This is a genomic window from Niabella pedocola (assembly GCF_021044425.1).
In the GTDB taxonomy this organism is placed as follows: domain Bacteria; phylum Bacteroidota; class Bacteroidia; order Chitinophagales; family Chitinophagaceae; genus Niabella; species Niabella pedocola.
In genome coordinates this window covers 880,396-896,082 of the sequence record NZ_JAJNEC010000005.1, presented here as the reverse complement: position 1 = coordinate 896,082, position 15,687 = coordinate 880,396, and the positions used below count along the sequence as shown (strand labels likewise).

The 15,687-nt window shown below is 47.8% G+C and carries 9 protein-coding genes; 7 read left to right on the top strand and 2 right to left on the bottom strand.

What is annotated here, in order from left to right; genetic code table 11:
• Positions 1-133: 133 nt before the first annotated feature.
• Complete coding sequence (locus tag LQ567_RS11325; protein WP_231004618.1) at positions 134-1,558, top strand: tetratricopeptide repeat protein; 1,425 nt, start codon at positions 134-136, stop codon at positions 1,556-1,558.
• A gap of 283 nt (positions 1,559-1,841) precedes the next feature.
• Here LQ567_RS11325 and LQ567_RS11320 read toward each other — a convergent pair whose 3' ends face one another.
• The gene (locus LQ567_RS11320; protein ID WP_231004617.1) at positions 1,842-5,738 is read right to left on the bottom strand and encodes an AsmA family protein; all 3,897 of its coding nucleotides are present in this window, start codon (positions 5,736-5,738) and stop codon (positions 1,842-1,844) included.
• 256 nt (positions 5,739-5,994) lie between these two features.
• Positions 5,995-8,091, bottom strand: a complete 2,097-nt coding sequence (gene metG / locus LQ567_RS11315; RefSeq protein WP_231004616.1) for a methionine--tRNA ligase — start codon at positions 8,089-8,091, stop codon at positions 5,995-5,997.
• Positions 8,092-8,706: 615 nt separating this feature from the next.
• On the opposite strand from metG, the gene mraZ reads away from it, so the two are divergent.
• The 6 genes from mraZ (at position 8,707) to mraY (ending at position 15,687) form a co-directional block, all read left to right on the top strand.
• Positions 8,707-9,156 (top strand): division/cell wall cluster transcriptional repressor MraZ, encoded by a 450-nt coding sequence (mraZ, locus tag LQ567_RS11310; protein WP_231004615.1) that lies wholly within the window; start codon positions 8,707-8,709, stop codon positions 9,154-9,156.
• A gap of 48 nt (positions 9,157-9,204) precedes the next feature.
• Positions 9,205-10,158, top strand: a complete 954-nt coding sequence (gene rsmH / locus LQ567_RS11305; protein ID WP_231004614.1) for a 16S rRNA (cytosine(1402)-N(4))-methyltransferase RsmH — start codon at positions 9,205-9,207, stop codon at positions 10,156-10,158.
• Positions 10,159-10,343: 185 nt separating this feature from the next.
• The gene (locus LQ567_RS11300) at positions 10,344-10,694 is read left to right on the top strand and encodes an FtsL-like putative cell division protein (RefSeq protein WP_231004613.1); all 351 of its coding nucleotides are present in this window, start codon (positions 10,344-10,346) and stop codon (positions 10,692-10,694) included.
• Between the two features lie 7 nt (positions 10,695-10,701).
• Complete coding sequence (locus LQ567_RS11295; RefSeq protein ID WP_231004612.1) at positions 10,702-12,834, top strand: penicillin-binding protein; 2,133 nt, start codon at positions 10,702-10,704, stop codon at positions 12,832-12,834.
• A 9-nt stretch (positions 12,835-12,843) separates the two neighbouring features.
• Positions 12,844-14,304: a UDP-N-acetylmuramoyl-L-alanyl-D-glutamate--2,6-diaminopimelate ligase gene (locus LQ567_RS11290; RefSeq protein WP_231004611.1), complete on the top strand. Its 1,461-nt coding sequence runs from the start codon at positions 12,844-12,846 to the stop codon at positions 14,302-14,304.
• A 105-nt stretch (positions 14,305-14,409) separates the two neighbouring features.
• Entirely contained in the window at positions 14,410-15,687 is a 1,278-nt protein-coding gene (mraY, locus tag LQ567_RS11285) for a phospho-N-acetylmuramoyl-pentapeptide-transferase (protein WP_231004610.1), read from the top strand.

Here is a 15,687-nt window from a genome sequence, read left to right as displayed (position 1 = left end):
TGCTCCGAAGCCTCTTATAAGAAAGTTTTACACACCGGAGGAAAACTTATTACCGGCAGGAATAGCAATATTTTGCTATATTGAAACAAATTAGTGGATTTTGTGGTTTTGATAATAGATAAAAAGAGCAGATATGAGAGAGTTTTCGCATCAGAGCGAGGAGCGGAAGGAGGACATAGAAGAATTATTACAACGCTATGAAAATCTGAAGAATGGTCAATCCGCATCCTACCTTGAAGAAGAAGAGTTTGAACGGATCATCAATTATTTTGAATCCAGGGAGGCGTTTAAGAAGGCCCTGCAGGCCACAGAAACAGCCATTGAGCAGTTTCCTTATTCTGCGGGTTTACTGATAAAGAAGGCCGATCTCGTTTTAAATAACCGGGCATATGATATCGCCCTCGAATTACTGGATAAGGCTTCCATTTTTGACGGGAATAATATCGACATCTATATCCTGAAAACGGAGGCGCTGCTGGCGCTGGACCGGCAGGAAGAGGCGGTGGTCCTGCTGGAAGAAGCCCTGAACCTGTTCGAAGGCGATGAAAAGATCGAATTGCTTTTTGAACTGGCTGATGTATACGATGATTACGAAAGCTTCGATAAAGTGTTTGACTGCCTGAAATGGATCCTGGAGCTGGAACCGGCAAACGAAGAGGCGCTTTACAAGATCTGCTTCTGGACGGATTATACCGGAAGGAATGCCGAAAGTATTGAGCTGCATCAGAAGATCATCAATGAATTTCCTTATTCTGAGCTGGCCTGGTTTAACCTTGGCGCCGCCTATCAGGGTATCAAGCTTTATGAAAAGGCCATCGATGCCTATAAATATGCCATCGTTATTGATGAAAAATTTGACTATGCTTACCGGAATATCGGGGATGCCTATATCCGGCTCCGGAAATACAAGGATGCCATCGAGTACCTGGAGCGGGTGCTGGAGCTGGCCAAACCGGAGGATGTGATCTATGAGGCGATCGGCTATTGTTATGAGAAGCTGAAGAATTATGCCCAGGCCCGGTTTTATTTCCGCAAAGCATCGCATCTGAATGATGATAAGGGGGCGTTGTTGTATAAGATTGCGCTTACCTATTATAAAGAGGATAAATTTGAACTGTGTATCCGCCAGCTGGAAGCGGCCTTAAAGATCAAAAACAACCACCCGGAATACTTGTTGCTGATGGGACAGAGCAAGCTGGCGCTGGGATTGGATAAAGAAGCACTACAGTATTTTTTAAATGTAGTACGGTTGCGTCCAAAGCAACTGATGGGTTGGGAGGCGCTGATCATTGGCCTTTATAAAGCCGAGCAATTTGAACAGGGACTGGATCAGGTTCAGCAGGCGATCTTAAAGATCGGTGCTGATAAACCGTTGTTCCATTATTATAAGGCGTTATTCTATTTTGGTTTGGGCCGGTCGAAGCAGGCGCTCATTGAGCTGGAAGAAGGTTTGCGGAAAGCACCCCGTCAGCTGAAGAAGATCGTAGAAGTAGAGCCCGGACTGTTGCAACGGCCTTCGGTTGCCGCATTGATCGCGCAGGTGAAGCGGAAGCGATAAGTTTTTGTTTCAGGTTCAGGGTTTGAGGTTTCAGGTTGAGCAGCGTTTTGAAGTTCAATGCTGACGTCTCAAATCTCGATTCTGAAATCTCGTCGCAGAATGCTAAACGCTGCTGTATTTATTCCAGGCCGAGGTTCGATGGTGTTTGAATGTTGATGCTGTATGTGCATAGGAAGAAGACTATGAAGTTATAGCCGGGGCATCCCGCTTTATATTTCCGCCGGGCGTTTTGAAGCTGCAATGCTGACTTCTCAAATCTCGACCCTCGATTCTCAAATCTCCACTACCGATGCCGCATCTTTCGCATATACCTCCGTTCCCGTCCCTTTACCCCGGGCACACCGATGCTGGATTTGATGCCTTCCAGGGATGATTTGATGAGGAAGTTGATGGGGGATTTATCCTTAAGCCGCTCAAAGAAAAGCCGTGAATGCTTACCCCGGTTGTTCTTCCGCAGGATCAATGCATTGGCCAGCCAGCTGATCAGCCGGTTTTTAAAGCTTTGCTGGGTTGGGTCGTCCCTGTTCACCAGGCGTAGTTTTAGTCCATGATAATACATCTGCATTGTTCCGGTGGAATAATCTTCATTCCCAATACCGCTCATGCTCAGACTGTCGAGCTGCCCGTTTAGCACTTCTGCGCTTACCAGCGGAAGCAGGGCCTGGTTCCATTTTTTCAGGTCCAGCGGACCGGTTTGTAACTGCATGCGAAAACGTCCCAGGCTGTCCGTATAGGATTCTTGTACGGCCAGGCGGGTATCCATCGCGCCGATCACCTGGGCCCGTGCATCAATGTAAAGGCTGTCGGATGGCCCGAGGTCATAATTACGTACGGGGTATAACTGTGCATTCAGGTCGTGCACGGGAATAATCCCCAGCCGGTTGGTAACCGGGTTGATTTCCCAGTATTCCACATATCCCCGCGAAAGACCTACGGTATCAATATTGATTTTGATGGGTATGTTCAGGATCTGCGCTACCGGCAACCCCTTATATTTTTTTGCTGTATCGGGTTGTGTTTTATCCTTAAAGGAAAGCAGCCGTACGGCATCTGCATGAAGCCGGCCGATCTTAAGCATGCTTTCGCTGCCAAACGCATAGGTGTCAAAGCGGCCGCCGCTGACGGTGCCGGTTTGCAGCTGCAGATAATCTTCATTAAACGCCTTGGCTTTTCTATAATCTTCGATGCTTTGCACTGGGGTAAGACTTAATGAATCGGTTTTAAAGAATCCGTCTTTAAACTGAAAATTATACCAGCGGAGATGATTCTTTTCCGTGGCATAGCTGCCGGTAGCATTACCGATATACAGATGGTCACTTGCTTTCAGCACATCCCCGATGTTCCGGAGCTCGCGGGAGTTGAGGGCTACATTGCGGATCTCGCCGGTATCCAGCCGCAGGATTGCGTTCTTTTTCCCCAGGCTGTCAAATACCAGTTTGTCCATGGAATGCACACTGAGCAGTGTGCTCCAGTCCAGCTTGTCGTCTCCATTCTTGCCGGCTTTCAGTTGATCCAGTTCGATATTGAGTTTGTTATAATTTGTTGCAAAGCGCTTCCCGTTGCTATTATTTAAAAACTCAAAATTGGTGAGGTAGGCCCGCAGGTTTTTGACCGCAAGTAACTGGTGGTGGGTAGATACAAGGTCGCGGATGCGCAGGTAACTGTTTTCAGGCACACCGTCCCAGCGGATGGTTTGGGCTTCATTTTTTTTACTCACAAAACGTAGTTCCAGTTTGGGGCGCTGCAGCAGTACTTCTCCCAGCCGGATCTGCGGCCGGTTTTGAGCGGCGGCCTGGCTGCTGTCTTTTTTCCCAAAATGAGCAGTAATATCCGGATCCGTAAGTACGATCTTTTGTAGTTGCAGGTTACCATTGATGATCTGGTTGATATAAGGAATAAAAGCTACCTGTGGAATTTTTATATGAATGGAATCGGTGCCGGTTGTTTTTTCAAAAATAAAATTATTGAGAACGCTGCCCGCAGCATCATTTAATATGATCTTTTCAATTGCGATGCGCTGCTCCGGTGCTGTCATTAAAAAATCGCGCCCCGTCAGGGCAAGCCCGTCCACAACAATATCGGAGCGTTTGTTTTTACGGAGCTCTTTTATAACAAGCGATTGGAAATAGGAGCGGATATCTTTGCCGTTATCATGAAACTGCAGCGCCGTGTTTTTCCCCTCCAGGTTTTTGATCAGGAAATTATTCAGCGCTTTTTTTGCAGGCGTTTTCCCGGAAGACGAAGGGTTGTTGACACGCACGTCGGCACTTTGCCACTGGATGCCAAAGACGGAAAGGCGCTGGTTGGAGCTATCCAGCACAATGTCTTCGATGCGGGCATTGTTTACATCGGCATGAATACCATTGCCACGCGCCACAATACTGGCAGCCTTAATGCCTTGCCTGTTGTCCAGCGCTGCCTGGTTAAGGGTCACCGATAGCCCGTCTTTCTGAAACAACCCCTTGCTGAAATTGAACACCTTTATGGAATGGCGGATATGCTTTACCTTGCGGGAGGCCGTCAGCTCATCCGGCATTACCGAAAGATTGGCATCGGATAAACGTAAGGTGGCGTTTTTTCCGAGATTAAGCCGGATATTCCCGTTCTGAATACCCAGCGCGTTCAGGTTCATTATTGAACCGATATTGCTCAGTGTTTGAAAAATACTTTTTTCTTTTTTGGTTTTCTGGGGTGCAAGCGAGTACTCGATATCAGGATTCAGGAATAACGCACTGTTGGCACTGAAAAAGTTATCATACAATAGTGCTTCCCAGGAAAGACCTCTCAGCTCAAAGCGGGGCATCTGTACGTTATTGATGATCTTTTTACCCTTGTACTCTTTAAAAGAAAACTTGGTAAGGTTGATGGCGTCATTAAAGAATTGAACGCTGTCAAATGCCAGCGCATATCTTCCGTCCTGCAGCCGGGTTTCGTAGTTGTGCAGGGTCATCAGGAATTTATCTACCTTCACTACCTGCTCATTTCCCTGCCGGATCATCAGCCCCTGCAATTCAAAATTGTTATGATTGGAGGCGAAGGTGTTTACCTTTCCCTTACGGATGGTATTGATGTTGATACCGCCATTTTGAACAACCACATAGTTCAGCATTACATCTCCAAACAGTTGTTGCAAAAGGTCGTCGATCTTTTGTATTTTTTTATTATTCCGCCGCGAAATCTTCTGATCACTGTCGATATCCAGGAAGATATCGGGATTGGCGCTGTACACGGAATCCGCCTGTACCACTTCTTCATGGTACAGGGTATCGAAGTTGATATTGGTAAGCCTTAATTTGTCGAAGTAGATCTTAAAGGCTGTTTTGGAGCTGTCATCTTTTGTACCGCGGATCGTGCAGCTGTCGAACTCCACGCGCTGATCCTGCAGGGTGAATTTAAAATTCTTAAAGCTCAGCATGTACCGGTTACCGGGAAAAATAATGTTCTGATCATGTGAGCGGATATAGATCTCATCAGTAAACGGAATCTTTTCGCCCGAATTGTTGTTTTTTCGAGCCGTGGTACTGTCTACCTGCAAACCATCCAGCCGCATATCGATCTTGTTCACGAGGAAGGGCGTTTCCTGGGGGCGGGTATTATCAATCAGTGAAAGACTGCCGTCGGTTAAAATAAATCGGTTGATCTTCAGTTCATTAATGGCATCATTGATCGAGTTGGATACTTTCCCCATTTCCAGCGCTACTGAAAACTTTTCATCGGCGCTGTTGGCCGGTGAGCCTCTGTTCCGGTCGGCTTTCCGAACGCGCGGGTTCAGCCGGGTGATGGTTACCGCCGGCGCATAAAGATGAATGGAATCGATCAGGATCTGCTTTCTGAATAACAGGGGCAGGAAACCGCGGGCCTTTATGGTAATGCGTTTGGTGTTAACCGTATAAAGCGACTTTGCAGTACTGTCGGTTGAGTAAAAAAGGGCGTTCTGCAGCTCGATCCTGTTTTTGATCCAGTTAAATTTAAACTTATCAACCTTAAGCTTTAGCCGGCCTTTGGATTGCCGCTCCACGATCTGTTCCAGCGCCGTTTCTGCATGATCAATAAACCAAAAGTTAAATGCTGTTATTACCGTTGCAATAATACCAAGAACAATAAGCCAGAAGCGGTGTCGCCTTCTTCTGAACCGAAGGTTCAGACGTGGTAGGTCTTTCAGACGAATCCTGGTTTTCACAATGTTGTTGGTTTATACTTAAAAATAGTGAAAAATGCGGAATGTGCCCACTAAATAAACGTATAAATATCAATGTATTAACAATGTTTTCGGGAATGTAGCGGTGGCAATCGGGAACGTACAGGGATGCGTGGGGGCGGGTTGCAGATATGGAGGAAAGATACGGGCAGTTGCGTTTTATCGGCAGGTAGCTCCTTAGAATAAGCCGCCGGGGCACAGGTGTACTGAAATTCCTATGCTCCGGCAGCTTTATTTTTTAGCTGATAGCGACCCCGTTGGGTGCTTTTTCATCAGCTGCAACAAATACGAGTTTGCCCGCTGCATCTTCTGCCATCAGGATCATTCCATTGCTCTCAATGCCTCTCATTTTGCGGGGAGCCAGGTTGGCGACCACCACTACTTTTTTACCCGGCAATTCCTCCGGCGCAAAATGCAGGGCGATGCCCGAAACAATGGTACGCTTTTCAAAACCCAGGTCAATCTCAAGCTTTAATAGTTTATCTGCTTTTGGAACTTTTTCGGCGCTGACAATGGTACCGGTACGCAGATCGATCTTTGCAAAATCATCAAACGTTATTTGAGATTTGAGATTTGAGATTTGAGATTCGGAATCCGCTGACTGCTGACCGCTGACCGCCGGCTGCTCGCTTCCCGCCCGCAGCTTCTGCAGTTGCGCTTCTATTTCTGCATCTTCAATTTTACGGAACAATAATTCAGGCGCTCTTAAGGTATAACCCACACTCAGCAGGTTGATTTTGCCGGCATTTTCCCAATCCAGCATCCGTTCTACCACCTTCATCATGTGCAGCATTTTCCTGGCTGTTGCTGGAAGGAAGGGGTTGATCAGGATCGCCAGGTTTGCGGTGAGCTGCAGGCAGAGATGCAAACAGTTATCGATCCGCTGCTGCAATACGGCGCTTTCCGGGTTTTCCGCAGTCATTTGCTTGGCCAGGATCCAGGGCTCTTTTTCCTGCATATACTTATTGCCTTTGCGGCTCAGGTCAATCACCTCAAACAGTGCATCGCGGAAGCGGAAGTTTTCCAGGGCGGTCTGCACTTTGGCTTCGGCCTGCTGGATGTCGGATATCAGGGTTTTATCTGCATCGTCCAGCAGTTCTGTATGGAGCTTGGGCACCTTTCCGCCGCACAATTTATGCATCAGCACAAATGTGCGGTTTACGAAGTTTCCGAAAATAGATACCAGTTCATTATTGATGCGATCCTGGAAATCTTTCCAGGTAAAGTCGTTGTCTTTGGTTTCCGGTGCGTTGCTGCAAAGCACATAACGCAGGGCATCTTCGCAGCCGGGGAAGTCTTTTACATATTCGTGTACCCAAACGGCCCAGTTGCGGCTGGTAGATACTTTCTGGCCTTCGATGTTTAAAAACTCATTGGCCGGCACATTATCCGGCAGTACAAAATTACCATGCGCTTTTAACATAGCAGGAAAGATGATGCAATGAAACACGATATTGTCCTTCCCGATAAAATGAATAAGGCGGGTATCTTCCTGGCACCAGTAGTCGGCCCACTGGTCGGTGAGTTCTTTGGTAGCAGAAATATAGCCGATAGGAGCATCGAACCATACATATAATACCTTTCCCTCCGCATCCGGCAGAGGTACTTTAATGCCCCAGTTGCTGTCGCGGGTCATGGCGCGGGGTTGCAACCCGTTATCCAGCCAGCTTTTGCATTGGCCGTATACATTGGCTTTCCACTCTTTATGGTCTTCCAGGATCCATTCTTTCAGCCAGGCTTCATAGTTCTGCAGGGGGAAGTACCAGTGCCTGGTTTTTTTCTTAACCGGGATGGCGTCACTCAGCGTGCTGCGTGGGTTGATCAATTGCTCCGGCGACAGGCTGCTGCCGCATTTTTCGCACTGATCGCCAAATGCACCGGGATTACCACATACCGGGCAGGTGCCGGTAATATAACGGTCTGCTAAAAAAGTCTGGGTCTTTTCATCGTAGTATTGTTCTGTTTCCCGCTCTTCAAAAAGTCCTTTATCATAAAGTACCTTAAAAAAGTCGGAAGCCGTCTGATGGTGAACCGGGTTGGAGGTACGGGAGTAAATATCGAATGAAATGCCCATCTGCTCAAAGCTTTCTTTGATCTGCGCATGATATTTATCTACGATGTCCTGCGGACTTACCCCTTCCTTCATCGCCCGGATGGTGATGGGCACGCCATGTTCATCACTGCCCCCGATCAATTTTACATCTTTCTTCTGTGCTCTCAGATAACGCGCATAAATATCGGCCGGTATATAGCATCCCGCCAGGTGTCCGATGTGCACGGGTCCGTTGGCATATGGCAGGGCTGCTGTAATTAACGTTCTCTTATATTCTTTCATGGATTGTACTTGCATTAGTCGGCAAAAGTACGACGAATTCAGTGATTTGCATGCGTTTCCGGGTTGCCGGAGGGCGGATCTGTACGCTACCGCACCGGCCTGCCGGCCGTATTTAGGAAATGCCGGGAAGCATTGTCCCATCATGCGCTCATTTTGAAGATCACCGGGGATTAGGGGATGGTCAGAGGACCGGGCATTTTGCATAGATTCATTAGAAAACCGAACCCGGCTACCCGTTACCAAAGACCAGCAGCTGCCTCCTGACCCGAAAAAACGCGGTTTTTAACAAAATGTGGATAACCTTTGCAGTTGTCTTCTTTCCGAGGAACCTTGAATAACCAATTGATATTGAGTTGGAAGGAAGGGCGGATTCTGAATCGGCCAGCCTTTTTGCACATTTTTTAGAGCGGTTTATGGCAGTTATGCACATATTTGCACAGTATATCCACATGAAAAACTTCCGAACACTTGTTAAAATCGATGAAAGCTAATACAGTACTGCGTTTCAGCCTGTTCCAATTTGTGGATAAATGAAGTGGCGCTAAATTTGGTCAATAAGTGGGAAAAAGTGTTATTTTGTGTTAAGTTTTGTAAAAGTTTAAAGTATCCCGGTTTATGACAGGTTTTCTCGGCGAATTCGAGGCAACAGTAGACTCAAAAGGGCGCTTCCTTCTGCCAGCAGGTTTTAGAAAACAGCTGCAGCCGGAGGATGCGGACCGCTTTGTCATAAACCGGGGGTTTGAAAAATGCTTAAGCCTTTACCCGCTGAGCACCTGGAGTCCGCTGGCGGAAAAAATAAACGGGTTGAATGATTTTGATCCTAAAGTACGTGCGTTCAAACGCTATTTTTTAAATGGAGCTACCCTTGTGGAACCCGATACCGCCGGAAGATTGTTATTACCGGCCAGTTTAAAAGAATATGCAGCGCTTGAAAAGGATATTGTACTGGTACCGGCAGGTAACCGGATGGAGATCTGGAATACCACTAAATACAAGGAGTTCTTTGATTCATTTTCACCGGATGCATTCAGCGACCTGGCCAGTCAGGTTATGGGCGGATTGTAGCAGGAACATTTTAACGGAGCTATTTAAAAGTTTAAAGGTTGATCAGTTATGGCAAAGGATAAACAAAAAGAAAAACTTGTTGACCCCGCAGCTGCTCAGCCGGAAGGGTACCACGTACCGGTACTGCTTCATGAAACCATTGCTGCCTTAAATATCCGGCCGGACGGGGTTTACGTGGATGCTACGTTTGGCGGGGGCGGACATTCGGCCGCTATCTTAACCCAATTGGGAGCGCATGGCCGGCTGATAGCGTTTGACCAGGACGCCGATGCTGCAGACAACCTGCCCCGCGATGAGCGGGTGTTGTTTATCCCCCAAAATTTCCGTCACCTGAAACGTTTTCTCCGGTTGCATGGCATCCAAAAGGTAGACGGGATCCTGGCTGACCTGGGGGTAAGCAGCCATCAGTTTGATGAGGCCACGCGGGGATTCAGTATCCGGTTTAATGCAGACATGGATATGCGTATGGATCGCCGGCAGCCGGTAACGGCCTTCGACATCCTGCAAACCTATACGGAACTGCAATTGCACAAGTTGTTTGAAAAATATGGAGAGGTGACCAATGCAAAAACGCTTGCAAAAACCATCGTAGAAACCAGGGACCGCGTGTCTTTAAAAACCATCGATGCATTTAAAAATGCCTTGCGGCCGGTTGTAAAAGGTAATCCGAATAAGTATTTCGCACAGGTTTTTCAGGCATTGCGCATTGAAGTGAACCAGGAGCTGGAGGCACTGAAAGCATTACTGGAACAGGCCAAGGAGGTAGTGCAGCCCGGCGGACGTATTGCAGTGATCACCTTTCATTCGCTGGAAGACCGGCTGGTGAAACAGTTCTTCAGGGAAGGCAGTTTTGAAGAAAAGGACGACAATCCCTTTGTGCAGCACACGGTGGAAAAAGTATTTACGGTTATTACCCGCAAGCCGGTCACCGCAGGTGAAGAAGAGTTGAAAAGGAATACAAGATCAAGAAGTGCCAAGCTACGGGTAGCAGAACGGGTTTGATGGTTGAATTTGAGAATTCAGACTTGAGACTTGAGATTTGAGAATTCAGATTTGAGAAACGAGACTTGAGATTTATCTGGATTCTCAAATCTTAAGTCTGGATTCTGACTGCTGATTCCTGACCCGGCGCTGAAGGGAGTGACACAAGGAAGACGATAGAAGTACAAAAGCAGAAAAAATAAAAAGTGACAGAGAAAAAAGAAAAAGAGTTCAGGTGGAACTGGAAAAAAGTACTCAACTACCAGTCCATTGTAAAACAGGTTCCCTTCCTGTTTTACCTGGCTTTTTTGGCGGTGATCTACATTTATAACGGGCATATGGCCGATAAAACAGTACGCAAGATAAATGCAACCGCAAAAGAGGTGAAGGAGTTACAGTGGGAGTACAAAAGCCTGAAAAGTGAAGTGATGTTTCGCAGTAAGCCCAGTGAACTGGCAAAAGCATTACAGCCGCTGGGATTGAATGAACTGCAGGAATCGCCTTATGTATTAAAGGACTCATTGGAACAATATATGCAAACCGCACGTAAATATTAAAGAGGCAGTGGAGATCAAGAAAGACATATTGTGGAGAGTGTATCTCTGTTTTATAGGGATCGTGCTGCTTTGTGTACTGGTACTGGGACGGGCTACCGTTATCCAGCGCGTACAGGGCGAGCACTGGAGAAGCATGGGCGACAGCATGCACCAGAAAATTGTGGAGATCAATGCGGACCGAGGAACCATTTTTAGTGAAGACGGACAGATGCTGAGCACCTCCCTGCCGCAGTTTGATGTGTATATGGATTTTATGGCAGAGGGGCTGCGTTTGAAGAACGGCAAAGTGTATAAGGAAAATATCGACTCATTTGCGATGGCAATGGCCGATTATTTTAAGGATAAAACAGTGAAGCAATACCGGAAGGAGTTTGATGAGGCGTATCAAAAAGGCAGCCGTTACTATGCGTTAAAAAAGAAGATCTCGTTTGAAGAGTTTAAAGCGCTGCGCAATTTTCCGCTTATCCGGCTGGGTAAAAATAAGAGCGGCATTGTGGTAGAGGAATCCAGCAGGCGTATTGCTCCCTTTGGATTGCTGGCCAACCGCACCATTGGGCTGAGCCGTGAATATGTGAACAGTAACGGCAAGGTAAAGAAGATGAACGTGGGACTGGAAATGAGCTACGATAGCCTGCTCAACGGGCAGAACGGGCAACGGGTGGTGCGGTATATTTCCGGCGGAGCCGTACCGGTGGAAGGGTTCCAGGTGGAACCGGAAAACGGTAAAGACATTTACACCACGCTGGATGTAAACATGCAGGATATTACAGAAACCGCACTGCTGCGGATGTTGCAGTCTACCCGCGCCGAATATGGCACCGCCATCGTAATGGAAACAGGCACCGGTAAAATAAAGGCCATTGCAAACCTGGGCCGTAACCGGGGCGATACCACTTACTGGGAGAATGATAATTATGCCTTGCGGGTAACGGAGCCGGGCTCCACCATTAAAATGGTGACCCTGCTGGCAGCACTGGATAAAGGTACTTCGAAGCCAAACGACCTGGTGGAAGTGGGCATGGCCGGCAGGATGCAGGTAGGGCCACGTATGGTTACGGATGCGGAGCGCTCGCCCAAACCCGTGCTCTCTATAGAGGAATGCGTGGCGCACAGTTCTAATGTAGGGCTTGCTAAAATTGCCCTGAAGGCTTTTGGAAGCAATCCTTCTGAATTTGGCGAATACCTGAGGAAATATCATATGGCCCAGCGTTCACCAATCGATCTGGCACATGTACCCAAGCCGCGGATGGCGCCGCTTGAAAAGGATCATGGCGGGTTGATGAACATGCTCACCATGAGTTTTGGCTATGCACTGAACGTAAGTCCCCTGCAAACGCTAACCTTATACAATGCCGTGGCAAACGGCGGCAAAATGATGCGGCCTTACCTGGTAAGCAGCATCCGCAACCAGGGAGTAGTGGTGGAAAATATTCAACCGGAAGTAATGATAGAATCCATTGCCAAAACATCTACATTAAAGGCTGCCCGGGAAAGCCTCGAAATGGCCATCACCGAAGGTACAGGACGCGTACCGTTTAAGGATATGCCGTTCAAAGTGGCCGGAAAAACTGGTACGGCGCACGTTTCAGACGGAGCCATCAAGTATGGCAATAATGTATACCAGGCTTCATTTGTGGGGTATTTCCCCGCTGATCGTCCTCAGTATACCTGTATCGTGGTGGTGCGAACAGCCCCCGGAGCGGCACTGCACTATGGCGGCCAGATCGGCGCGCCGGTGTTCCGGGAAATTGCTACAAAAGTGTACTCTATGTATGTGGAGCGTAAAACCCCAAAAAGCTATGAAGGCGCCAAAGATAGCACCAGCTACTTTTATGCGGGCAGTGCCACAGCGATAAAGAATGTGCTGGGAATGCTGAACATTCCGTTTGTGGATTCGCTGCAGGCAAACCAGTGGGCAACCATGTACGCCAAAAAGTTTAAGCCGGTGATTACCGGTAATACCGTACGGGCAAATGTAATGCCCAGTGTAAAGGGAATGGGACTCCGGGATGCGATCAGTTTACTGGAGCCCATGGGGCTACGCATAAAAGTGCAGGGAAGCGGAAAGGTGCAGGGACAATCTATTGCGCCCGGGGCCGCTTTTGCAAAAGGACAGGCAGTGATTTTAAATCTGGCATAAATCAGTTACGTGCAGTTACAGGATATTTTATATAAGACCCAATTGCTGGCGGTACAGGGAAGTACGGCGGTTGAGATCAATGCCGTGACAATTGATTCCCGTAATATAAAGCCCGGTGCTGTTTTTGTGGCCGTGAAAGGCGGAGTAAACGGGCACCAGTTCATTGACAATGCGATTCAAAACGGAGCGGTAGCCGTGGTATGCGAAACCCTTCCGGAAAGCAGAAAAGAAGATGTGGTGTATGTGCAGGTAGCCGACACGGCGGCTGCGGCCGGTATCATGGCGCATCATTTTTACGGTCAGCCCTCCACCCGGTTAAAGCTGGTAGGCGTAACGGGTACCAACGGCAAAACCACTATTGCAACCCTCCTGTATCAATTGTTCAGCAGCCTGGGCTATACATGCGGCCTGATCAGCACGGTACAGAACCGCATTGGTGAAGCAACATTGGAGGCTACCCACACCACGCCGGATGCGGTAAGTCTGAACCGCCTGCTGGCGCAGATGGCGGATGAAGGCTGCAGCTATGCATTTATGGAAGTGAGCTCACATGCCATTCACCAACACCGGATAGCCGGTTTACAGTTCACCGGTGCCATCTTCAGCAATATTACGCACGACCATCTCGATTATCATAAAACATTTGATGAGTATATCCGCGTTAAGAAAGCTTTTTTTGATCACCTGCCAAAGGAAGCATTTGCCTTAACCAATATGGATGACCGGCGGGGAATGGTAATGGTGCAGAATACCCGCGCGGCGATCAAGACCTACTCCTTAAAGACCACCAGCGATTTCAAAGGAAAGATCCTGGATAATAATATCATGGGCCTGCATATGATGGTAGACGAACAGGAAGTGCATTTCCGTTTAATTGGAGAGTTTAATGCCTACAACCTGCTGGCGGTGTACGGTGCAGCGGTTTGCCTGGGTGAGGAAAAAGTGATGGTGCTGCAGGCATTGAGTGTGTTGAACGGTGCAGCAGGAAGATTCGAATACCTGATATCTCCGAATGAAAATGTGATCGGTATCGTAGACTATGCGCATACGCCGGATGCATTGCTGAATGTGCTGGCTACCATTAAAAAATTGAGAAAGGGTTTTGAACAGATCATCACCGTGGTAGGCTGCGGCGGTAACCGGGATAAAACAAAACGGCCGGTGATGGCAGAGGTTGCGTGTGAGTACAGTGATAAGATCATCTTTACCAGCGATAACCCGAGGAATGAAGATCCGCAGGAAATTATAAAAGATATGGAGGCCGGGGTGCCGGCGGGCAGCAGAAGAAAATGCCTGTCGATTACAGACAGAAGGGAGGCAATTAAAACAGCTCTCAGTCTTGCCAACCCATCCGATATCGTGTTGGTGGCCGGCAAGGGACATGAAACGTACCAGGAGGTAAAAGGCGTACGGAATCATTTCGATGACCGCGAGGTATTGCGGGAAGTGTTTGAGTTGTTGGGGAAATAAAAGTGTTCAAAGGTTTAATCGTGTAAGGGTTGGGATTTGGCGTTGGGTGGAAGTATATAAAGGAAGGCTCATTTTCAAATCGGCACATTTTCATATTCAATAATTATGTTGTATCATCTATTTGAGTGGTTTAAGCAGAACGGTATTAATTTTCCCGGCCGTAACCTTATGGAATTTATTACGTTCCGGGTGATGATGGCCGTATTGCTGGCGCTTACGATCACTTTAATATTTGGTAAGCGGCTCATCAATATTCTGCGCGCCAAACTGGTAGGTGAAGCGGTAAGAGATCTGGGCCTGGCGGGTGAGCAGGCAAAAAAGGGGACACCCACAATGGGGGGGATCATCATCATCCTGGGGATCCTGGTGCCCACTTTGCTTTTTGCACGGTTAAATACAGTATATATCCTGCTGATGCTGTTTGCCACCGTTTGGCTTGGCGCCATCGGCTTCCTGGATGATTACCTGAAACTCCGCGCAAAACGCATTGCCCGTGAAAAAGGAGAGGCGTATAAAAAACAGGATAAGGACGGACTGGCCGGATGGTTTAAAATCTTCGGGCAGGTGGTATTGGGCATTACGGTAGGCTCGGTACTGTACTTTAACAGTAACGTAAAGATCTGGCGCGAATACATTGGTACGCCCAACGCCGCGGAAACGGAAGTGATTACCAAAACGGTGAATAACCGTACCAAGCATTTCGTTGCCACCAAGGCACCGATCACTACCATTCCCTTTGTAAAAAACCACGAGCTGGATTATTCTATTTTCCTGCCAAAAGCACTGAAGCAGTACGCATGGGTATTGTACATCCTGATCGTAGTGTTTATTATTACCGCCGTGTCAAACGGGGCCAATATCACCGACGGACTCGATGGGCTGGCCACGGGTACCTCTGCCCTGATCGGGGTGATGCTGGGGATCTTTGCCTATGCCAGCGGTAACTTCAATTTTGCCGATTACCTCAATATCATGTACATTCCCAACCTGGGTGAATTGTCAATTTTCCTGGCGGCAATGATCGGGGCCTGTGTGGGATTTCTATGGTATAATTCTTACCCCGCCCAGGTGTTTATGGGCGATACGGGGAGCTTAACCCTTGGAGGCATTATTGCCTCCATCGCGATCATTGTGCACAAGGAACTGTTGATCCCTATATTCTGCGGGGTGTTTTTTGTAGAGCTCCTGAGTGTAACCTTACAGGTAACATATTTTAAATATACCAAGAGAAAATACGGGGAAGGACGGCGGATCTTTTTGATGAGTCCGTTGCACCATCATTTTCAGAAAAGAGGATATCATGAATCCAAGATCGTAACACGGTTCTGGATTCTGCAGATCCTGCTGGTGGTGATATGTATTGTAACCTTAAAGCTGAGATAA

Bases quoted from the DNA above. Each gene is read 5' to 3' on its own strand.
- rsmH (WP_231004614.1), top strand. From the start codon at position 9,205: ATGGCAAAGGATAAACAAAAAGAAAAACTTGTTGACCCCGCAGCTGCT.
- mraY (WP_231004610.1), top strand. From the start codon at position 14,410: ATGTTGTATCATCTATTTGAGTGGTTTAAGCAGAACGGTATTAATTTT.
- LQ567_RS11325 (WP_231004618.1), top strand. From the start codon at position 134: ATGAGAGAGTTTTCGCATCAGAGCGAGGAGCGGAAGGAGGACATAGAA.
- mraZ (WP_231004615.1), top strand. From the start codon at position 8,707: ATGACAGGTTTTCTCGGCGAATTCGAGGCAACAGTAGACTCAAAAGGG.
- metG (WP_231004616.1), bottom strand. From the start codon at position 8,091: ATGAAAGAATATAAGAGAACGTTAATTACAGCAGCCCTGCCATATGCC.